This is a genomic window from Hyphomicrobium sp. (assembly GCF_020852195.1).
Classification (GTDB): domain Bacteria; phylum Pseudomonadota; class Alphaproteobacteria; order Rhizobiales; family Hyphomicrobiaceae; genus Hyphomicrobium_C.
Window position 1 is genome coordinate 1 of the sequence record NZ_JADZBI010000157.1, and the last position, 19,415, is coordinate 19,415.

Here is a 19,415-nt window from a genome sequence, read left to right on the forward strand (position 1 = left end):
GGCGTGCGCGAGAAGCTTCTCGCGCAGCATATCGAGATCGGCGAAGCCGTGGTTGCAAGCGAGCCTGACGAGGCGGAGGAAGCGTCGGCGGCGCATATCCGGTTCGTGCTCGACGCTGTCGAGGAGATCCAGCGCGACAATCAACGCCTGCAATGCTCGATCTCGCGCGGCGGGCGCAGCGACTTCCTCGCCGAGCGCTAGCGTTGCCGGTCTGGACTGGATGACGCGTCAGGCTAACCGCCGAGACTCAGCAAAGCTTTGCCGCCTTTCTGCACGTGCTCGATAGCCCGACCGACCTCATCTATCTTGTAGACAGCCGCTACCGGCACGTGAAGCTTTCCGGAGGCGATCAGGTCTGCGGTCTCCGCAATCACATTGGGAAGAATGGCGTCGTATTCAGTGCGATCCAGATAGAAACCGCGATACGTCAGGTTTTTGAAGATGACGTCCAAAATGCTTACGCTCGCGGCTACTTCGCCTCCCAGCACAGCATAGCTGACCAAGGCCCCGCCCGCGCCGAGCACTGACGCGAGCCGGCCCGCAGCAGGGCCTCCCACACCGTCCAGGGCAAGCCTGATGCGGTCTTGTCCGACCAAGCTGCTGATCTGCTGAAACGAGCCTTCGTCGTCCAGGAACGAGGCGTCGGCTCCGTCTGTGATCATTTCTTCAATGAGGTCAGGCCGACGGACCAAGCTGATGGTCTTGAAGCCGCGAGACTTCGCAATAGCGACCACAGATCTCGCCACCGCTGAATTGCCAGCGTTCTGCACAATCCAATCGCCGGGGTGCAGGTCTGCGTATTCGCTCAGCAGCAATGCCGCGGTGACCGCGTTGATGCGCAACATGGAGAGTTGCTGCAGGTCGGCGGGTTTCGGCACGGCGAAGACGCCAGACGCGGGGACGACAAGGCGCTCGCGCCACGTAAGGCTGTACAGAGGGAGCACAACCACCTCCCCCACGGACACGTTCGAAACGTCTGGACCAACCGCCAGAACGCGCCCCAACCCCTCGTTGCCGACCGGACTTGGCAACTCGGGGTGAACTGGGAAGAGACCCTGCAGGACAAGAAGGTCGTTGAGGTTGACGGGAGCATACTCCATGCCCACCAGCACTTCGCCGACGCCCGGAGCGTCAGGTTCGGGAAGGTCCATGACCTGGATGGCAGACTTAGGATCGCCATAGCGTGTTAGCTGAACGGCGCGCATGGTTGAAAATCCTTGTTCGGGGCTATCGACGGAGGCGCTTCACATACGACCCCTCTCTGAATGTTATTGAAGCGATAGCTTCAATAACTTAGACATAGCTCCAGCTATCCACGTCGGTCAATGGATATTTGAAGCGATGACATCAAAAATAGGATCCTGTGAAAAACGATCGAGAGGGCGGCCAAAGAGTTTCGACCGCGAGGTCGCGGTGAGGGCGGCCATGCGGTTGTTTTGGGAGCGCGGGTACGAGGGTTCCTCGTTCGATGACCTAACGGCCGCCATGGGCATCAACGCGTCGAGTTTCCGGAACACGTTCAAGAGCAAGGAGGCGCTCTATCGAGAGGCGACAGATGCCTATGTCGCAATGGCCGGCGAGTGGTTCGCCAGGAAACTGCGAGAGGGGGAGGATGTCAGGACTGCCTTCGCGCATCTGTTCGAGGAAGCGGCGGCCCAGTACACGCGCGACGATCTTCCGTCCGGATGCATGATTTCGCTCGCGGGAGCACACGCCCCTGAAAGCCTTGCCCCGCTCAAGGACATGATGGCGGCCCACAGGGCCTCGGCCGAGAGGGCGATGGCCGAACGTCTTAAGCAAGGACAGAAAGACGGCCAGATCCCGCCGGATGCAAACATTCACGCACTCGCAGCGTTCTTCAACGCGCTGTTCCGCGGAATGGCCGTCCAAGCCCGTGATGGCGCAACAAGAAGCCGCCTTGCTGAGATAGCCAATGTCGCGATGCAGGCCTTCCCTGCTGCGTCTGCCAAACGTGTCGCGGCCGGCGCGAAATCGAAGCGGAGAAAGCACCGTGGCTGAGGTTGCCTAGCCGCACCGTCGCACGCCTCGGCGCAAGGGATGCGTCGCGATTTCAGGTCCCGGATAGCGATCTGCCGGCAGGGCTACGCAATCCTGTTTTTTAATCTTACATTCTGCGTCAGGATTGGCGGCATGCTGGCGCGCATGGACGCGTAATGGAGTCCCAGCCAAAGGAAGGAGACGAGAGCGCTTTGTCGAGGCTGGTTTACATCGTCATCGGAAGCATCGCGACGGGCCTCGCCATCGCGGGTGCGCTGCTGCCCGGCCTGCCGACAACGCCGTTCCTGCTGGTCGCGCTGTGGGCGTTCGCGCGCTCCAGCGAGCGGCTGCTGCGCTGGCTCGAGGCGCTACCCCTCTTTCGGCACGCGCTCGTGGAGGCCCGGCGCTTCGAGGAACGGCGCACGATCCGCCGCGGCGTGAAGCTTACGGCGATCACTATGGCCTGGGGGTCGGTGCTGCTCACCGGGCTCGCATCCAGCTTCTCGAACCCCGTGCTACTCGGCATCGTCGGGGCCGCGGCGCTCGGCGGCACGTTCGCGATGTGGTGGTTTCCGACCGAAACCTGAGCCGGCCGGCACTGGCGCGTCAGCCCGCGACAACGAGCGGCAACTCCAGGCTGACCGCGGCTTCCGCCTCCAGCGTCAGCCGCTCGAGGTCCTGCGGCCGCCCGAGGAGGTAGCCCTGCAGGTGGTCGCATCCGGCGAGGGCGGCGATGATCCGCTGCTGCTCGGTCTCGATGCCCTCGGCCGTGGTCTTGATGCCGAGCGACTTGGCAAGCGCCACCACGGCGACGAAGATCGAGCGCGCCTTGGGATCGGTCGCGAGATCGTTGATGAACGAGCGGTCGATCTTGATACGGCCGATGGGCAAGCTTTTGAGGCAGCTCAGCGCTGACTGCCCGACGCCGAAATCGTCTATGGCCACCGACACGCCCAGCCCCTGCAGATCCCGCAACACGCCACAAGCGTTCACCTCGTCGTGGAGGATCGCGGTCTCCGTCACCTCGAGCTCGAGGCGATCCGGCGGCAAACCGGTGCGCGCAAGCGTCGCCGCGACGCGGCTTACGAAGCCGGGGTCCGAAACCTGCACGCGGGAGAGGTTGACCGAGATCTTGACGCCGGGCGGCAGGCGCGCGGCATCGCGGCATGCCTGATCGAGAACCCAGTCGCCGATCTCGCTGATCAGCCCGTTGCGCTCCGCCAGGGGGATGAACTCGGCCGGCGATATGAGACCGAGCTCGGGATGGTGCCAGCGGATCAGCGCCTCAAGCGCTGCGACGTCGTCGGAGCTGCCTGCCTTGATCGGCTGGTAGACGACGCGGAACTCCTTTTCCTCGACGGCGCGACGCAGCTCGCTCTCAAGGCGGCGCGCGGAGCATGCGCCGGCATCCTCGGCGGCGTTGAAGAGCGCAAAGTTGCCTCGGCCGCTGCGTTTTGCCTTGTAGAGCGCGACGTCGGCGGCCTTGAGTATCTCGTCCGTGGTGGTGCCGTCGCCGGGCGGCTTGGCGATGCCGATGCTCGCGCCGACGCGAACGCGCTTGCCCTCGATGTCGATCGGCTGCTTGAGGGCGGCCAGAATGCGGCGCGCGACGGCGACGGCATCGACCTTGTGCTCGCCTTCGGTCAAGAGCAGCGCGAACTCGTCTCCGCCGAGGCGGGCGACCGTGTCCGTCTCCCGAACGCAGGCGCGGAGCCGCGCGGCCACCGTCCTCAAGAGCTCGTCTCCGGCGGCGTGGCCCATGTTGTCGTTGATCGACTTGAAGTAGTCGATGTCGATCAGCATGACGGCCACGTCCCGGCCGCGCTTAGCGGCCGCGAGCGCCTGCTCGACGCGGTCCACCAGCAGCCGGCGGTTCGGCAGGCCGGTCAGGATATCGTGGAGCGTGCGATGCAGAAGCTCCACCTCGGCCTGCTTCTCGGCGGTGAAGTCGGTATACGTGCAGATCACCCCGCCGTCGGACAGCACACGCTGGCTGATGCGGATGTGGCGGCCGTCCACGAGCTGCTGCTCGATGTCGTTGTCGACGTTCAGCTCGACGGCGCGGCCGTTGCGCTCGGGCACGGCGCCCGCCGCCTGGCACACGGCCATGAGCTTGGCCAGCGAAGTGCCGGCGGACACGGAGTCCTCGCTCAGACCATAGATCTCCAGGAAGCGGCTGTTGCGCACGACGACGCGGCCCAGATTGTCGAACAGGCAAACGCCCTGGGACATGGCGTCCAGCGCCGTATCGAGCTGCCGGCGCCTGTCGGCGGCGAGCGTGGATACGCGCTCGAGCTCGTTCCTCAGGCGATCGCGGTCGGCAATCTCGGCGGCGACGGCGAGCGAGGTCAGGAGATTGACGAAGCAGAAGAGCTGCACGACCCAGATGCGCGTTACCGGGTCGTCCATCAGCGCGGCCGGCCCCCACCCCTGATAGGTGCAGGTCAGCGACACGAAGGTCAGCCAGAGAGTGGCCATGGCCGCGTAGCGCGGGCCGAGACGGAAGGCGATCAGGACGGAGACGGGAATGAGCAGGAACAGGAGCGGCACGGCCGACTGGACGAAGACCACGAGAGAGACCGCGGTCAGCAGGAGGAAGTGGCGCGCCACATCCCCAGTCGATGCAGGCGGCTCCTTGACGCGCATACGCGGCCAGAGCAGCAGAATGGCCGGCGTCAGCACGAGAAGACCGAGGGTGTCCGACAAGTACCAGATGGTCAGCGCTTCCCTATAGTCGGCGCCAAAAACCTGCATCACGACCAGCGCGCCCGCCGCCGACGGCACCAGGGGCGCGGCGACGCAGACGGTCACGAACGCGATCGCGGTCCAGGCTTTGGTGAACTCCACGTACCGGCCGCAGGCCGACCGCAGGAGGTGAAACGCCAGCAGGCATTCCGCGGCCCCGATGACTGGAAAGGCCAGGGCAGTGGCCCAGGGGTCGCCGTTCAAGAGCCCCGCGACGGCGTTCGCGGGGAGGCACGCGGCCACAAGACGGCGGCGCGTGGCCGTATCCCGCGCGATCAGGAGAGCGGCCAGCAGGATGCCGTTCGCGGGCCAGATCGCCGCCACATAGGTCGCGTTCCGGGTCGCGGCCATGGCCAGATAGACGGCGAAGCCATACGCCAGCGCGGTGCCGGCAATGAACAGGGCATGGCGATGCCGGACACCAGCCCGTCTGGCACCATGCGCCCACGTTGTATAGAGCCCCGCTATGTCCATGATCTGCGCCCGCCGAATGCGACGGGGGAGCATAACGTGTAAAATTCTAATAAAATCTTCTTGTTGGCGATTTTTCGCGAGACAATGCCTTAAATTTCAGCAGGCGCGACCTGCGCGCCCCGCCCGGGACACCGGCCTCACCTCGGCGCCGGCCTGCGCCTATTCGGCGGCGGTGCTGAGCGCGACGGGAATGTCCTCCTTGGGCCGTCCGATGCTGACGTACCGGAACCCGTGGCGGGCGATCAGCTCGCGCCGGTAGACGTTGCGCAGGTCGACGAAGAGCGGATCGTTCATCAGCGAGCGCAGGCGCGGGAAATCGAGCGCGCGGAATGCGTCCCACTCGGTGACGAGGACGAGGGCGTCCGCACCCTCGGCGATAGTGTAAGGATCTGCGCCGTAGGTCACGTCGGAGACGCAGGCCTTGGCCTGCTCCATGCCTTCCGGATCGAAGGCCCTGACCTTCGCCCCCCCGTCCTGGAGCCCCTGGATGATCGAGATCGCGGGGCTCTCGCGCATATCGTCGGTGTTGGGCTTGAAGGTGAGGCCGAGGAGCGCCACCGTCTTGCCGCGAATGTCGGCGCCGATCGCACGGGCGACCTTGCGCGCCATGGCGCGCTTGCGCTGGTCGTTGATGGCCACGGTGGCCTCGATCAGGCGCAGCGGGCTGCCGTGGTCCTGCGCGGTCTTGACCAGGGCCAGCGTATCCTTGGGAAAGCATGAGCCGCCGTAGCCCGGCCCCGCGTGCAGGAACTTGCCGCCGATCCGATTGTCGAGACCGATGCCGTGCGCGACATCCTGAACGTCGCTGCCGACGGCCTCGCAGAGGTCGGCGATCTCGTTGATGAAGGTGATCTTCATGGCGAGGAAGGCGTTGGCCGCATACTTGATCAGCTCGGACGTACGACGGGCCGTGAACAGGAGCGGCGCCTTGTTGAGATAGAGTGGGCGGTAGACCTCGGTCATGACGGCGCGCGCGCGCTCGTCCTCGATGCCGATCACGATGCGGTCCGGGCGCTTGAAGTCCTCGATGGCGGCGCCTTCGCGCAGGAACTCGGGATTGGAGACCACCGCCACGTCGGCCTGAGGGTTCGTCTCGCGGATGATGCGCTCGACCTCGTCGCCCGTTCCGACCGGCACGGTCGACTTGGTGATGACGACGGTGAAGTTGCGAACGTTTTGGGCGATCTCGCGCGCCACGGTGTGGACGTAGGAGAGATCCGCATGGCCGTCGCCGCGCCGCGAAGGCGTGCCCACGGCGATAAAAACCGCGTCCGCCCGGCTCACGGCCGAACCGAGCTCGGTGGTGAAGAGAAGGCGCTTTGCCGCGCTGTTCTTGGCGACGATCTGGTCGAGGCCGGGCTCGTAGATCGGCATGATGCCATTCTTCAGCGCCGCGATCTTGGCTGCGTCACTGTCGATGCAGGTCACCTCATGGCCGAAATCGGCGAAGCAGGCGCCCGAAACGAGACCGACATAACCGGAGCCAACAACAGCAATGCGCATATTCGAGCCCTTCTGCGAGACGCGCGGCGGTCGCGCCAGTGACCCCGCGCAGCCGCATTCCGGACGAGCCGCCAGGGTGCGGCCGCCATGTAAATCCGAGCAATACGCAAAGAGCGTGGCGCCGTCCACAACGGCCCACGTTTAAAGTGAGCGCCAAATCGGCGCTCCCCTCGCCTGCCCTGCGGGCGGCCTAGAAGTTATGCTTAATCGTGCCGCGGACGGTCAGATCCTCGGCCGGCGGGTCGACCGGCTCGGGCTGCTTGCTGTCGTTGGCCCCGTAGAGGAGCTCGAGGCCGAAATCCATCTTCGGCAGCACGCCGAGCTTGCCCAGGCCCGGAATGCGAACTTCCGTCCCCGCGCTGTCACCGCTCTCGACCCGGGGGGTCGAGAAATCCAAACCCGTACCCACCGGCGCCGAGGGCTGGGCCTCGGCCGGCGCGGACGGGGTCGGGGCGACAGGCACGGCGCCGCCGCCCTGCTCCTGAAAGGCATGGGCCGACGGGCTGACAAGCGCCAGCGCCAGTCCCATCCCGATATACCCCAAAACCTTCATTGCGTGCCCCGCAGTGTCACTCATCTGACTCGTGAAGATGAAGCCTCGGCCCCTGCATGACAAGAATGTTCGAGCGTCGTTAAGCGGCGATGAACGTTTCGCGCGCCGGGTGTGGTTGCGCTGCAATGTGGCCAGGCGATCACAGCGCGCCGCGATTGATTGGTACCCCTGTGGATTTCGCACTAACGGCTTGCTGCTGCCTTACTTTTGCCCACTGGCGTAGTGTGAGGCAGTCCTCCTTGGCGGCGGCGTAATCCGGCGCCAGAAATTTTTCCACATGTCACACTGCGCATATGCGCGAACAAAAAGGGAGCCGCCTTGTGTGCGACGGCTCCCGCGGATGCCGATCCAGGGGGTTGATCAAAATTGGATGCGGGCACCCGTAATGACCATGTCGAGATCCTCGAGCTCGGTACTGACTCCCGTGGCGCGCAGCGCGGCATCGCCGCTCGCATTGCGGTAAATCACGTAGAGGTCCATGGCTGCGGCGTCGATGTTCTGCACGATGCCGGCAGCCCAGAAGTCGAGGTCGGAGCTCAGGCCGTTGGCCGTCAGGCCCGCCTCGTCGTTGCGGTACTCGCCGAAGATCGTGGTCCTGCCCAGCGGGATGAACTTCCGCTCGATACCCGCCTGCACGAACCACGTGGTGCTCTCGTCGTCGCCGACCTGGGCCGGCAGGAGATCGATCTGGGTGGCGCCGTAACCGCCGTAAACATAGAGGCCGGTGGGCACGTGCATGATCGTGCCGGCGGCACCCCACCACTGGCAGTCGCCGTTGCCAACGGCGCAGCCGCCGCCGTTGCTCGGATCGCTGCTCTCGCCGTAACCGACCTTGGCCACGACACTGAAGTCGCCGAGGTCGTTCTTGTAGGTGAGCGCCGTATCCCACATGTCGTCCTCGCCCCAGGCCGCCGTGAAGGTGAAGCCGGCGAAGGTCGGCGAGTCGTAGCGCACGACGTTGCGGCGGCCACTTTGGCCGGGCGTGGCATTGTTAAAGCCGCCCATCAGCGAGGTCCAGGTGACGTTGGTGTTGATCTCCCTGAAGGTGGAGAGGGCGACGGCTGCCGCTTCCGCGTCCGAGTAGTTGCGGGTGTTGGCGCCATCGGCATCATCCAGCAGGTGGTAGGTCGCGGTGCCCTCGAGGCCGACCGTCAGCTTTCCAAGGTCCTTGCTCTTCAGGAACCAGTTGCTCTTGCGGACCACGAGACCGTTGATCGAGCCGCCGGAGGGGCCGTTGTCGACGTCGGCGTTGGTGCCGTTCGAGGCCGAGCCCCAGATGCCGATCTCGATCGTGTAGCCCGCCGACCAGCCGTCTACGATCTTGGCCTCGCCCGTAAGCTTGAAGCGGTCCTGCTCCAGCGAGTTGGTGGCGATGTAGACGTTGCTCTCCTGGCCGTCATCCCAGAAGAACGCAGCCTCGTTGACCCAGCCCGAGATCGTCAGGCTGACCTTCCGGTTGCCCTTGCGCGCGGTCGTAGCCTCAAGCTCGGCGATGCGCTCCTCAAGGTCCGCGCAGCAGTCGCCGCCGAGATCCGCAGCCCCCGCCGAGGCCGCGCCCCAGAGAAGAATGCCCGCTGCCGCCGCGAGCGTCCGCCTTGCCGCCCGCCCAGTACCCGCTTGCCTCATAACCTGATCCCCAACCCTCATAGACCTGTTCCCCAAGTTGCACACAACACACCGTTCGACGCCCGGCGAACGCGCCCTCAGGCCCGCGCCGCGGCGACCGACCAAGGTTTGCTCGAAGACGCAGACCTGCGTGTTACAGCGAGCTTACCATTGCGTCATACTTCGGTATTTATACGTGGGTAGTTGCCAGGTGGCCACATAGCGGATTGAACAACGATCACAGGTCGGGCGGAAAGCGGCTTACTTTCCTGTCATACGTCAGTTTATATACCTCCGTATTTACGTTTTCAGCCGCACTTATTTTTGGATCCGGCATGGCGAAAGGCAAAAAGCCGGGAAATGAATTCGACTTATGTTTTTGCGTATTTTTACCTGGGTATTTCACCCCACGCATTTTCCCTGTTCGTGGCCGTATGGCATTCGCGCGCCCAGGCGGTCGCGTCGGAGCGGCGTCAGTTGCTCAGGATTTTAAGAGGCCGCCGACAAACGCGCTGCTACGCGCGCCGTGAGGCCGCGGCGCAATCCGCGCGTATCGGGGTCGGGGTGCGGCGAGGGCTGAGCCGCAGTGCCACGGAAAGGTTCTCTGCGCGCAAAAAAAAAGGAGCCGCCTCAACGGCGGCTCCTTCGCATCAGCTTGCTTCAGGCGCGATTAGAACTTGATGATGGCGCCGCCGATCACGGTCTGCCACGGCTCCGTGTCGATGCTGCCGTTCGTCGACGTGATGTCGGCGTCGTAATGCTTGTAGTGGAGATAGATGTTCATCGCAGCGGCCGAGATCTCCTGGTTGAGACCGACCTCCCACATCTCCATCTCCGAGTTCGTGACAATACCGCCAGCGCCATCAGAGATGTTTGCGCCGCCGTTATCGTTGAGCACATGGCCGTTGTCGCGATCCTGGTAGCCGCCAAAGATCGTCGTCTTGCCGAGTGCGTTCCACTTCTGCTCGATACCGGCCTGGATGTGCCAGAACGAGAGCTCATCGTCGGGCGCAAAGCCACGCAGGGCCAAAAGGTTGGCACGGCCGTTGTCCTTGCGCACGCCATAGGCGCCCGTCACGAAGATGCCGCTGGGCTTGTGCATGGCGCTGAGCGACATGCCGTACTCCTCGCAATCGCTGTGGACGAGACCCGCAGCGACCATGCACTCTTCGTCGCGCTCGCTCATCTCGCCGTAGCCGATGCCGCCTGCGATCTCGAACGGGCCGATCTCGCCCTCATATTCGAGGGCGATGCCCCAGATGTCGTCCTCGCCCCAGTGCGCAGACGCAGCGAAGCCGGCAAAGGTCGGCGTGTTATAGCGAACGAGGCTGCCGCGTGAGCCTTCGCCGGGCTCCAGCACCTGGAACAGGTTGCCCCAGCTATTCACGTTGCCGCCGCCGGAACGACGGAGCTGGAACGTCTCGTTGGCGTCGAAGATGTCCGGGCTCGCGAAATGTCCGATGTTCGCGGTCTGGAACTGCGTGATGCCGTCATGAGACATGCTGGTCTCGCCGACAGTCACGCTGCCGTAGGTCTTGCTGCCCAGCGTCCAGGACGAATGACGGAGATCGAACCCCCCGCCGCCGTCATCGGCGTCGGCGCTCAGAGCGCCCTGGTCCTCCGAACGGATGCCGATCTCGATCCGGTACTCGGCAAACCAGTCGTCGCTGATCTTGGCCTTGCCGCGGAAGCCGATGCGCGTGCGCGAGGCATCGTTCGTGTACTGATACACGTTCTGCTCGTGACCATCGTCCCAGTAGCCGATGGCCTCGTTCACCTGGCCATAAACCGTGAGCGATACCTTGCGGTTACCCTTGCGGGCCGTGGTCGCCTCGAGCTCGGCGATGCGCTCCTCGAGATCCGCGCAGCAGTCGCCGCCGAGATCAGCAGCCTGGGCCGACGCCCCCCCAACCAGCAGAAACCCTGTCGCTGCAAGCAGCGACAACCGTCCCGCTGACATCCTCAAACCCCCAGTCATGCCCAAATCCTCTCGATATGGCCCCGCCACGCAAACGGCACGGCATCATCGTTGACCCTCACCACTCAGCGGAGCTGGACAGACGCAAACAAAAACGGCCTGCCCCACCACCGTGGACAAGCCGAAATAAGCTATCGATATTCAGCTCGTAAATATCAAAATCCAATATGACAGATTTGATACGTTTCTGCGTGATGACCCAGCAACGAATGCAAATTCCGAGACTCGGAATTTCTATATCGACAACGTTCATGTGACATTTCTGACCCGATTTTTGATGACAGTTTTATGACATTATGAAAATCATCCCTTCCTGACTGTACCAATACATCGCTTTACTTTGATCACCAGGGGCTTCGTTGCGTGCGTGTCGCCAATGTGCGAGTTTCGGATGCAAAGCGAGGTATCATGGGCAAGACGCGCTTCACGGTCGCCGTCGTGGGCGGGGGGCCGGCCGGGCTCGCGACGGCACTCGGGCTCGGCAAAGCCGGGGCAGACGTGCTGCTTGCCGCGCCGCCGCATCGCCCGCCAGCGGGAAACGGTCCCGACATCCGGACGGCCGCGCTCTTCGCCGGCTCCATCGAACTGCTCAAGAACCTCGGCGCCTGGGACTTGGTCGCGCCGCACAGCGCGCCCATCAGGGCGATCCGCATCATCGACGATACGGGCGCGTTGCTGCGGGCGCCGGAGGTGCTGTTCTCGGCGGCCGAGGTGGGACGCGATGCCTTCGGCTGGAACGTGCCGAACGGCGCACTGGTCTCGGCGCTGCTGGCCGCCGCCGCGGCGCCCGGCAGCCAGGTCACTGTGCAAGACACGGCCGGCATCGCGGAGGTCGCGATCGGGCCGGAGGCGGCAACTCTCACGAGCCGGGAAGGCGCTACGTTCGAGGCGCGGCTCGTGGCCGGGGCCGACGGGCGGAACTCGATCTGCCGCAGGGCGGCCGGCATCCCGACGCGGACGTGGCGCTACGCGCAGGCGGCCGTGGTGGCGATGTTCAGCCATGCCCGCCCCCATCACGACGTCTCGACGGAGTTCCACCGGCCGGCCGGGCCCTTTACTACGGTGCCGCTGCCAAGCCTCCGCTCAAGCCTGGTCTGGGTCGAACAGCCGGACGAGGCCCAGCGCCTCGCCGCGCTCGACGATACGGCGTTCCGGCGGGCGATCGAGGAGCGGCTTCAGGGGCTGCTCGGCAGCGTGGGCGAGGTTGGGGCGCGGGCCATGTTTCCGCTTTCCGGCCTCACGGCGGATGCGTTCGGGCGCAACCGCGTGGCGCTCGTCGGCGAGGCAGGGCACGTCATCCCGCCGATCGGCGCGCAGGGGCTCAATCTCGGGCTGCGCGACGCGGCCACGCTTGCCGATTGCGTGGCGGCGGCCCTTGCCGACGGACGCGATCCGGGCGGAGCGGACACGCTCGAGGCCTACAGCGCCGGCCGCCGCTCCGACGTTACCTCACGCATCGCTACGGTCGACGTGCTCAACCGCTCGCTCATCTCCGGGCTGCTGCCGATTCATCTCGCGCGCGGTCTCGGCGTCGTGGCGCTCAAGACGATCGGCCCCCTGCGCCGCTTCGCCATCCGTGAAGGCATGCAGCCCTCGGGTGCGCTGCCGGCGCTGCTGCTTCCTGATGGCGCACGGCTCATCGCAGAACGCTTCCGGCATCCGGCATCCCGCGATTCGGCCGCTTGACGCGCCGGCCCGCTGTTGGCATCGGATCGTTCTCGCTCCTCTCCGCCCTCCAGGAACCCGATGTCCACCCCCCACATCAGCTTTGCCCGTGACCTGCAGTTCCGGATCGAGTACGCGCTCCTGCGCGCCATCGTCGCCCTCGTGCGGCTGCTGCCGCTCGAGACAGCGACGGCCGCCTCCGCCAAGGCCTGGCGCGTGCTCGCCCCGCGCATCAACCCGAAGCGCCACAACCGTGCGCTTGCCAACCTGGCCATCGCGTATCCCGAGAAATCCGAGGCGGAGCGGCTCGCGATCTGCATGGCGCACTGGGAGAACCTCGGACGCGTGATGGCCGAGACCATGCAGATCGATCGCCTGATCGAGGACCCCACGCGCATCCGCATCGTCTCCGACCGGCTGTTCGGCCGCTACAAGGACAAGCTCGGGCCTGCCATCGGCGTGTCGCTGCACATGGGCAACTGGGAGCTTTCCATCTGGCCGTTCGTCGAGGCCCGCGCCAATCCAGCCGCGGTCTACCGCTCGGTCAACAACCCCTACATCGACCGCTATCTCAGGTGGCAGCGGCGCGATCTCTATCCGGGCGGCCTGTTCGGGCGTGGCAAGGTCGAGGGCGAGCACGGGGACGACCAGAAGACGGCACGCATCCTCACCGACTTCGTGCGGCGCGGCGGACGGCTCGGGCTCGTCTGCGATCTTTACGACCGCACGGGTCTGCCGGTACCGTTCTTCGGCCGCGATGCCAAGACCCAAGCCATCGGCGCCATGATCGCGCGCCGGATCGGCAGCCGCATCTGGCTGTCGTGCTGCAAGCGCGTTGGAACGTCCAGCCGCTTCGAGATCGAGATCAAGGAACTGCGCGTGCCCCGGACGCGCAACATCGGCGAGGATGTGCGCTGGATCATGGTCGAGATGCAGAAGCAGTTCGAAGCCTGGGTGCGCGAGGCGCCCGAGCAGTGGATGTGGAGCAACCGACGCTGGAGTTGAGACGATGGTCGGACATCTACGCGTTTTCCAGCCGCATCCCGCGGTCTATGCGTTCTACGACGGGCGTGTCCCGGGCTACCGGTTCGCTCCGGAGAAAAACTGGCTCGACGAGGGGGCGCTCGGGCTCGGGATCGCGAGCTACGCGATCGTCGCCGGACAGGAGGCCCTCGTCTACGACACGCACGTCTCGGTCCCGCATGCGGCAGAAATCCGCGCGTTCCTCGCAAGGGAGGCCGGCGTCACTAAGTTCACGGTGCTTCTCAGCCACTGGCATCTCGACCACGTCGCGGGCACAGCCGCGTTCGCCGACTGCGAGATCCTGGCGACCCAGCGCACCGCCGATCACCTTGCCCGCCGGCAGAGTGCCGTTGAAGCCGGAACCTACGAGGGGCCGCCCGCGATCTCGCCGCTGATCCTTCCGACGCGCACGTTCTCCGAATCTTTCGCCTTCGATCTCGGCGGCATCCCCCTCTCGTTCATCGAGGCGAACATCCATAGCGACGATGCCGCCGTCATATGGTGGGCCGGCGAGCGCTTGCTGTTCGCGGGAGATACGATGGAAGACACGTGTACCTATGTCATGGAACCCGACAATCTCTCGCTGCATCTTGCCGATCTCGAACGTCTCGACACCCTCGCGCCTCAACGCATCCTGCCCAACCACGGCAATCCCGAGGCCATCGCATCCGGCGGCTACACGCGCGGCTTCAACCGCGCAACGCAGCAGTACGTGCGCTCGCTCATCCGTTGCAGAACGGACGCCGGCCTCCGCGAGCTGCCGCTCCGCGAGCTGATCCAAGGCCCCATCAACAGCGGATGGGTCACCTACTTCGAACCCTACGAGCAGGTGCACCAGGAGAACCTCGAGACGGTCGTCTCGGCCGGCGGCAACAGCATCGTCGGGCGGAGCTAGCACTGCGCAACGGGAACTGTTGGCAATCGCCCTTGCGAACCATCACAAGGACGTGTCGTGGCGCGCATTCCGATTGCCTCCTCGTGTTGTCGTCCTTCTAATGACCGCTCAACGGCGGACACAACAACGCTCGGCGAGCAACAGTGCGACTGCGGTTTTCATTGGCTTGCGCAATCGCGCTTCTCGGCGCACCGGGCTCGGTCATGGCGGTTGAGGACGAGCCGAAGCCGTCATGCCTCGACGACGTCATGCTCGTGTTCGACGCCTCCGGATCGATGGCGGCAACGGATTTTCCGGAAGGGGCGCCCTCGCGCCTCGATCGCGTGCGGCAAGCGCTGTTCCAAGTGCTGCCGGCCGTCGCTCGCTCCAGGCGCCTCGGGCTCATCGTCTATGGGCCGGGCGGCAACTTCGACACCTGCAGGAACGTGGATCTCAGGCTTGCGCCTACCGCGGACGCCGGCGACCTCATCATGAAGGAGGTCGAAGGGCTCAGGCCGCAAGGGCGCACCGCGCTCACCACCTCCGTTCGCCAGGCCGCAGATCTCTTGCAGCAGGGCGCACGGCCGGCGGTCATCGTCGCGCTCACCGACGGGCAGGACACGTGCGGCGGCGATGCCTGCCGCCTGGCTGAAGAGCTTAGGAGCCAGCATCCCGCCATAACGGTTCATGTGATCGGCTATCGCCTGACGCCCATGACAGCGCCCGCGCCGACGCCGTTCGTCGAACGCTGCCTCGCGGATGCAACCGGCGGGATTTTCGCCACCGCCGAGACCAGCGAGCAGCTTGCCTCCGCCCTGTCGGAAACACTCGGCTGCCCGGCGACGACGCTTCTCACTCCTCAGACTCGCGCAAGGTTGAGCCTGCATCATTGGGCGTTAACGTTTCGGTAACCGTTTGCGGCAAGAGTTCGTTAACTCTTGCCGCCTTGAGCCCATGTCCAATTTCGACAGCCTCTCGCCAAGCATGACCTCGTCGCTCAACGACGCGCGCAACGACACCGGGCGCGTGGCGTTTTGTGGGCCGTACGTGCTGTCCGCCATTACCGGCTATCCGATCAGCAAGGTCGAGGCTGCCGTAAACGCCTACCGGAACCTGCCGCCGGACCTGCGTTTTCGCGTCAAGGGAACCTATGCCGACGAGGTCGAGGCGGCGCTCGCCGTCTACGGCTTCGAGATGGTGCTCAAAGAGACCTTCATGCACCTCGAGCGCAAGAAGCGGCCTACGGTGTGGACCTGGATGCAGAAGCCGCGCAACGCCTGGGCGCACTACATCCTCGCCATCCACAAGGGCAAGGAAGGGCACTGGATTCTGATCAAGGGCGTCAAGATGTGCGACACGTTCACGGAAGGGCGCTGGACGTTCGTCTGCGACGGCCCGCACCGCGGCGCGCGGATCATGGAAGTGTTCGAGGTCCGCAAGTCGCTCGACATCTGACCTCCGTTCTCGGACGCGTGGGAGAGCCATTCCGGGTTTCCTGTTCCCGAAGGAACAGTGCCGCTTCCCCGGGGCTGCCATATGTCTCCATCGCGGGAGAGATCGCAGCGACCAGCCATGACGCCGGAACTCCAGGCTATTGTCGATGAAGCCTATCGCGTCTTCGGCCGCTACGAGATCACCACGCCTACGCTCACCGTCTGCAATTGCAACTGCTGCATGACCGTCGAGATCGAGCGGGAGCTGATCAAGACGCCGCTGCGCGAGATCCCGTCCGACGTGCTTGCGGAGTATACGAACTCGGCGCACGGCTGGGACGACGGGCCGATTGCGCGGGAAATGCGCTATTTTCTGCCGCGCTATTTAGAGCTGATCGCGCTCGACGATCCCCCCGACAACATGGGGATCGACATCTGCCTGCGCCGGCTCGGATATGCCAAATGGCGAGAGAAGTGGCCGGACGACGAAGTGCAGCTTCTCGACCGCTTTCTCGACGCGTTTCTCGTCGCCAGCCTCGACAAGATCGACCTCGTGGTGTGGCCCGTCGGCTGGTGTCTCGACTTCGATCTCGGAGACGTGCTGTCGATGATCGTAACGGCGGGCGGCAATCTCGATCGTGCGCTCGCGGCCTGGGACGGAGCGGCGGACCCTGCGGCCGCGATCCACATGGCGGCGCTCAGGGACGACGTCCTAACGCTCAACGGGCGGCCGTGTTTCAACAACGCCTTTCTCGAGAAGCATCGCGAGGAGGCCGACAGGATCGGGGCGTTTCTCATGCGGCCCGAGGTCGACCAGCGCCTGGAAGCGGCCTTCTTCGCCGTCGAGGATCCGCGTTTGCAGCAGATTCTTTCCGACGCCATGCCGTGATGCACAGACCCAGGGAGCAAACAACGATAATCCAACGCGCGCCTACCGTATGCCTCCTCCCGCTCCTGATCGGAGCCATCGGTGCTGCGCCGGCACGCGCCGGCGGCAGCGATCCGCAAGTCGTGCTCGACGAGATCTTCGGGCAGATGGACGCTATATGCGGCGGCGACGGCAATGGGCCGGCCTATGACTTGTATGCGATTTCCAAGACCTATTTCACGCAAGAGCTCGAGAAGATCTTCGAGAATGCTATGGCCTCGGACGACTTCGGCTTCGACATCCTGATCGACGCGCAGGACTGCAGGACGACCGATTTCGATCTCGCGATCGTGGACGGCAGCGACGGCAGCGCGACAGGCCGGGCTACGTTCAAGAACATGGGCGAGGAGCGGATCATCGACCTCGTCATGACGAAGTCCGGCGAGGAGTGGAAGGTCTCCGACGTGGTCTATCGCCACCGGCCCTTCTCGCTGCTGGCCCGCGAGTGAGCGCAAGCGCAAATTAGCGATAGTTGGACAATCTTCCGGATCCCCGCCTTCAAGTTCCGCGGGCCGGTGCGATAACCGACGGGGGCCGACACACGAGGAGCGAACGCACGGCAACATCGAGGTCATGCACATGCATTCATATTCGAGGCTTGTTGCAGCACTGCCGAGAACGGTCCTGCTCATCGGCTGCATGGTGCTGCTCACGGCGTGGAAGCTCGGACCGCCTGTCACCTTCTTCGACGAAGAGGGAGGGATCGCGCGCGCGGTCGAGACGTTGCGCGCCAAGGTCGGTTTCGAGCGCATTGTCTCGATCGCCGCCGGCGAGACCTCGGTGAGCATCGAGGCGCAGGAGCCGTTCAACAACCTGCGCGTCGGCCGCTGGACGCTCAGGAAGGAGAGCATCGAGTTGTTCGGTTGGGAGTTCCATTGGGAAGAGCTGAACGGGCCCGAGCCGGTAGAATTCAACCTCGTCGACCCGGACGCCGAAGCGAGGCTGTTCGACATCAAGGAGGTGGATTTCACAGCCGCCGACGGCCTGATGAAGGAAGCGTTGGCGCGGGCCGCGCTCGAGGATCAGGCCACGGTCGAATCCATTGAGATCCGGCGCCAGCACTTCCGACTGCCCGCGGCGTTGAGCGGCAGCATACGCTGGAGCGTGGCCGTTCGAAGCGGCCGGGAGAGCGCGACCATCTTTGCGGACGCCAAGGGCGGCGTCGCAGGCATGGACCTCACCCACACCAACAAGGGACGGGCGTTCGATCTCCTCGCCTCGCTCGACAGGCTGCCGGAGGCGGCGCGCGACTTCGCGGAGGTCGTCGGCACCGGGCCTGTGCTGGCCGAGGCCCGCATCACCTCGCGCGGCGTCGGCTTCAAGACCAAACTTGAGGAGAAGACTCCCGACTTCGGTTTCGTCGAGCGCGATCAGCGACAGACCTTCGACTGGGGCATCAACGGGCTCACGCGCAGCACGGGCACGAGCGGCTTCTTCGCGAGGAAGCCTCCGTTTGCCGTCACCGAGACGGACTGGAGCTTGGCCCCGTCACTGGTGCGGAAGGCCAGGGACGCGCTCAACATGCCCGACGCGGCGGTCGACAACATCGAGATCGCCAAGCCCGAGGGCCAGCCCGGAACGCCGCGCCTCGAATGGAAGGTCGCGCTGGCCGAGAAGGGAGAGAAGGGCGTCGCGCGCTTCGATGCAAAGGGCGAGCTAATCTGGGTGACGTTGCCCGAGAGCCGGCGCAAGCCGTTCGACGGCCGCGACCCGGCGGTGTGGCCGGCGCTGCTTTCGCAGATCGAGGCGTCCTTCGGCGGCGAAAGCATCCTCGTGGAACTTGTCATCCACGACGAGCATATCAGCATCGCGGTGGACGATCCCCAGAACCCGAAGGAGCCCAGCCAATTCCTGCTCGACGAGAACGGGATCAGGCAGTTCGGAACCGCGTCGCTGTTCGAGATGCCGAACCCGCGCTTCTCGGTTTCCGATCTCAAAGCGCTCGACGAGGCGCAGATGCGCAAGCTGCAGGAGGTCACCGCCCAGCGCCTCAGGCTCTCGGTCGCGAACATCACGACGATCGTCATCGGACGCTCCAGCCTGGACCCCTCGTCTCAGGGCAACGTGACGGTCGAGATCCGCGCCGAGGAAGCGCCGTTCCAGCGTAGCGGACGCGTGAACTGGGAGATCGACGGGCGCGAGATCAAGGCGTACCTGCCCTAAAGCTATGAGCATCAAATGCGAAACGGCCCCGCGCCATGCGCGAGGCCGTTCTCAATTCGCTGTCGAGACGTGGCTTTACGCGTTCGCCTCGGCTTCCTTCTGGGCCTCGTGACGTGCCTTGTCCTCGGCGCCCTTGACCGACGTGTCGCGGTCGACCAGCTCGATGACGGCGCGCGGGGCGTTGTCGCCGTAGCGGAAGCCCGCCTTGAGCACGCGGGAGTAGCCGCCGGCGCGGTCCTTATAGCGGGGGCCGAGCACGTCGAAGAGCTTCTTCACCTGCTCTTCGTCGCGCAGGCGCGCGGCCGCGAGACGGCGCGAGTTCAAGTCGCCGCGCTTGGCCAGCGTGATGTACTTGTCGATCACGCGCTTCAGGTCCTTGGCCTTGGGCAGCGTGGTGACGATCTGCTCGTGCTTGATGAGAGCGGCCGCCATGTTCGAGAACATGGCCTGACGGTGCGCGCTCTGGCGGCCGA

17 protein-coding genes and 1 pseudogene are annotated in these 19,415 nt (G+C 64.8%); 11 read left to right on the forward strand and 7 right to left on the reverse strand.

Annotated elements, in window-relative coordinates; translation table 11 throughout:
• A pseudogene (locus tag IT540_RS13480) lies at positions 1 to 201 on the forward strand (GntR family transcriptional regulator); the annotation flags it as partial.
• A gap of 32 nt (positions 202 to 233) precedes the next feature.
• On the opposite strand, the gene IT540_RS13485 reads toward IT540_RS13480, so the two are convergent.
• Positions 234 to 1,205 (reverse strand): zinc-dependent alcohol dehydrogenase family protein, encoded by a 972-nt coding sequence (locus tag IT540_RS13485; protein ID WP_291178734.1) that lies wholly within the window; start codon positions 1,203 to 1,205, stop codon positions 234 to 236.
• A 136-nt stretch (positions 1,206 to 1,341) separates the two neighbouring features.
• On the opposite strand from IT540_RS13485, the gene IT540_RS13490 reads away from it, so the two are divergent.
• Positions 1,342 to 2,019: a TetR/AcrR family transcriptional regulator gene (locus IT540_RS13490; protein WP_291178736.1), complete on the forward strand. Its 678-nt coding sequence runs from the start codon at positions 1,342 to 1,344 to the stop codon at positions 2,017 to 2,019.
• Between the two features lie 191 nt (positions 2,020 to 2,210).
• Complete coding sequence (locus IT540_RS13495; protein ID WP_291178738.1) at positions 2,211 to 2,585, forward strand: YbaN family protein; 375 nt, start codon at positions 2,211 to 2,213, stop codon at positions 2,583 to 2,585.
• 19 nt (positions 2,586 to 2,604) lie between these two features.
• Here IT540_RS13495 and IT540_RS13500 read toward each other — a convergent pair whose 3' ends face one another.
• The 5 genes from IT540_RS13500 to IT540_RS13520 form a co-directional block, all read right to left on the reverse strand.
• Positions 2,605 to 5,217, reverse strand: a complete 2,613-nt coding sequence (locus IT540_RS13500) for an EAL domain-containing protein (protein ID WP_291178740.1) — start codon at positions 5,215 to 5,217, stop codon at positions 2,605 to 2,607.
• Between the two features lie 159 nt (positions 5,218 to 5,376).
• Complete coding sequence (locus IT540_RS13505; protein ID WP_291178743.1) at positions 5,377 to 6,720, reverse strand: UDP-glucose/GDP-mannose dehydrogenase family protein; 1,344 nt, start codon at positions 6,718 to 6,720, stop codon at positions 5,377 to 5,379.
• Between the two features lie 190 nt (positions 6,721 to 6,910).
• Positions 6,911 to 7,273, reverse strand: a complete 363-nt coding sequence (locus tag IT540_RS13510) for a hypothetical protein (protein ID WP_291178746.1) — start codon at positions 7,271 to 7,273, stop codon at positions 6,911 to 6,913.
• A gap of 360 nt (positions 7,274 to 7,633) precedes the next feature.
• A complete protein-coding gene (locus tag IT540_RS13515; protein WP_291178749.1) occupies positions 7,634 to 8,899 on the reverse strand; it encodes a porin in 1,266 nt (421 codons plus the stop codon).
• Between the two features lie 649 nt (positions 8,900 to 9,548).
• On the reverse strand, positions 9,549 to 10,856 hold the full coding sequence (locus tag IT540_RS13520; protein ID WP_291178752.1) for a hypothetical protein: 1,308 nt from the start codon (positions 10,854 to 10,856) through the stop codon (positions 9,549 to 9,551).
• Positions 10,857 to 11,264: 408 nt separating this feature from the next.
• Here IT540_RS13520 and IT540_RS13525 point away from each other — a divergent pair, with 408 nt between their 5' ends.
• The 8 genes from IT540_RS13525 to IT540_RS13560 all read left to right on the forward strand — a co-directional run bounded on the left by IT540_RS13525 (position 11,265) and on the right by IT540_RS13560 (position 18,942).
• The gene (locus IT540_RS13525) at positions 11,265 to 12,542 is read left to right on the forward strand and encodes a UbiH/UbiF family hydroxylase (protein WP_291178755.1); all 1,278 of its coding nucleotides are present in this window, start codon (positions 11,265 to 11,267) and stop codon (positions 12,540 to 12,542) included.
• 60 nt (positions 12,543 to 12,602) lie between these two features.
• Positions 12,603 to 13,526: a lipid A biosynthesis acyltransferase gene (locus IT540_RS13530; protein WP_291178758.1), complete on the forward strand. Its 924-nt coding sequence runs from the start codon at positions 12,603 to 12,605 to the stop codon at positions 13,524 to 13,526.
• A 4-nt stretch (positions 13,527 to 13,530) separates the two neighbouring features.
• Complete coding sequence (locus tag IT540_RS13535; protein ID WP_291178761.1) at positions 13,531 to 14,439, forward strand: MBL fold metallo-hydrolase; 909 nt, start codon at positions 13,531 to 13,533, stop codon at positions 14,437 to 14,439.
• 203 nt (positions 14,440 to 14,642) lie between these two features.
• Positions 14,643 to 15,329, forward strand: coding sequence for a VWA domain-containing protein (locus IT540_RS13540; RefSeq protein WP_291178765.1), 687 nt, complete (start codon positions 14,643 to 14,645; stop codon positions 15,327 to 15,329).
• Between the two features lie 43 nt (positions 15,330 to 15,372).
• Entirely contained in the window at positions 15,373 to 15,873 is a 501-nt protein-coding gene (locus tag IT540_RS13545; protein ID WP_291178768.1) for a hypothetical protein, read from the forward strand.
• A 117-nt stretch (positions 15,874 to 15,990) separates the two neighbouring features.
• Positions 15,991 to 16,740, forward strand: coding sequence for a hypothetical protein (locus IT540_RS13550; RefSeq protein ID WP_291178771.1), 750 nt, complete (start codon positions 15,991 to 15,993; stop codon positions 16,738 to 16,740).
• A 122-nt stretch (positions 16,741 to 16,862) separates the two neighbouring features.
• The gene (locus IT540_RS13555) at positions 16,863 to 17,228 is read left to right on the forward strand and encodes a hypothetical protein (protein ID WP_291178774.1); all 366 of its coding nucleotides are present in this window, start codon (positions 16,863 to 16,865) and stop codon (positions 17,226 to 17,228) included.
• 130 nt (positions 17,229 to 17,358) lie between these two features.
• Entirely contained in the window at positions 17,359 to 18,942 is a 1,584-nt protein-coding gene (locus tag IT540_RS13560) for a hypothetical protein (protein ID WP_291178776.1), read from the forward strand.
• 75 nt (positions 18,943 to 19,017) lie between these two features.
• Here IT540_RS13560 and rplQ read toward each other — a convergent pair whose 3' ends face one another.
• Complete coding sequence (rplQ, locus tag IT540_RS13565; protein ID WP_291178780.1) at positions 19,018 to 19,386, reverse strand: 50S ribosomal protein L17; 369 nt, start codon at positions 19,384 to 19,386, stop codon at positions 19,018 to 19,020.
• Positions 19,387 to 19,415: the final 29 nt, after the last annotated feature.

Bases quoted from the DNA above. Each gene is read 5' to 3' on its own strand.
- IT540_RS13485 (WP_291178734.1), bottom strand. From the start codon at position 1,205: ATGCGCGCCGTTCAGCTAACACGCTATGGCGATCCTAAGTCTGCCATC.
- IT540_RS13490 (WP_291178736.1), top strand. From the start codon at position 1,342: ATGACATCAAAAATAGGATCCTGTGAAAAACGATCGAGAGGGCGGCCA.
- IT540_RS13500 (WP_291178740.1), bottom strand. From the start codon at position 5,217: ATGGACATAGCGGGGCTCTATACAACGTGGGCGCATGGTGCCAGACGG.
- IT540_RS13505 (WP_291178743.1), bottom strand. From the start codon at position 6,720: ATGCGCATTGCTGTTGTTGGCTCCGGTTATGTCGGTCTCGTTTCGGGC.
- IT540_RS13510 (WP_291178746.1), bottom strand. From the start codon at position 7,273: ATGAAGGTTTTGGGGTATATCGGGATGGGACTGGCGCTGGCGCTTGTC.
- IT540_RS13515 (WP_291178749.1), bottom strand. From the start codon at position 8,899: ATGAGGCAAGCGGGTACTGGGCGGGCGGCAAGGCGGACGCTCGCGGCG.
- IT540_RS13520 (WP_291178752.1), bottom strand. From the start codon at position 10,856: ATGACTGGGGGTTTGAGGATGTCAGCGGGACGGTTGTCGCTGCTTGCA.
- IT540_RS13525 (WP_291178755.1), top strand. From the start codon at position 11,265: ATGGGCAAGACGCGCTTCACGGTCGCCGTCGTGGGCGGGGGGCCGGCC.
- IT540_RS13530 (WP_291178758.1), top strand. From the start codon at position 12,603: ATGTCCACCCCCCACATCAGCTTTGCCCGTGACCTGCAGTTCCGGATC.
- IT540_RS13535 (WP_291178761.1), top strand. From the start codon at position 13,531: ATGGTCGGACATCTACGCGTTTTCCAGCCGCATCCCGCGGTCTATGCG.
- IT540_RS13540 (WP_291178765.1), top strand. From the start codon at position 14,643: ATGGCGGTTGAGGACGAGCCGAAGCCGTCATGCCTCGACGACGTCATG.
- IT540_RS13545 (WP_291178768.1), top strand. From the start codon at position 15,373: ATGTCCAATTTCGACAGCCTCTCGCCAAGCATGACCTCGTCGCTCAAC.
- IT540_RS13550 (WP_291178771.1), top strand. From the start codon at position 15,991: ATGACGCCGGAACTCCAGGCTATTGTCGATGAAGCCTATCGCGTCTTC.
- IT540_RS13560 (WP_291178776.1), top strand. From the start codon at position 17,359: ATGCATTCATATTCGAGGCTTGTTGCAGCACTGCCGAGAACGGTCCTG.
- rplQ (WP_291178780.1), bottom strand. From the start codon at position 19,386: ATGTTCTCGAACATGGCGGCCGCTCTCATCAAGCACGAGCAGATCGTC.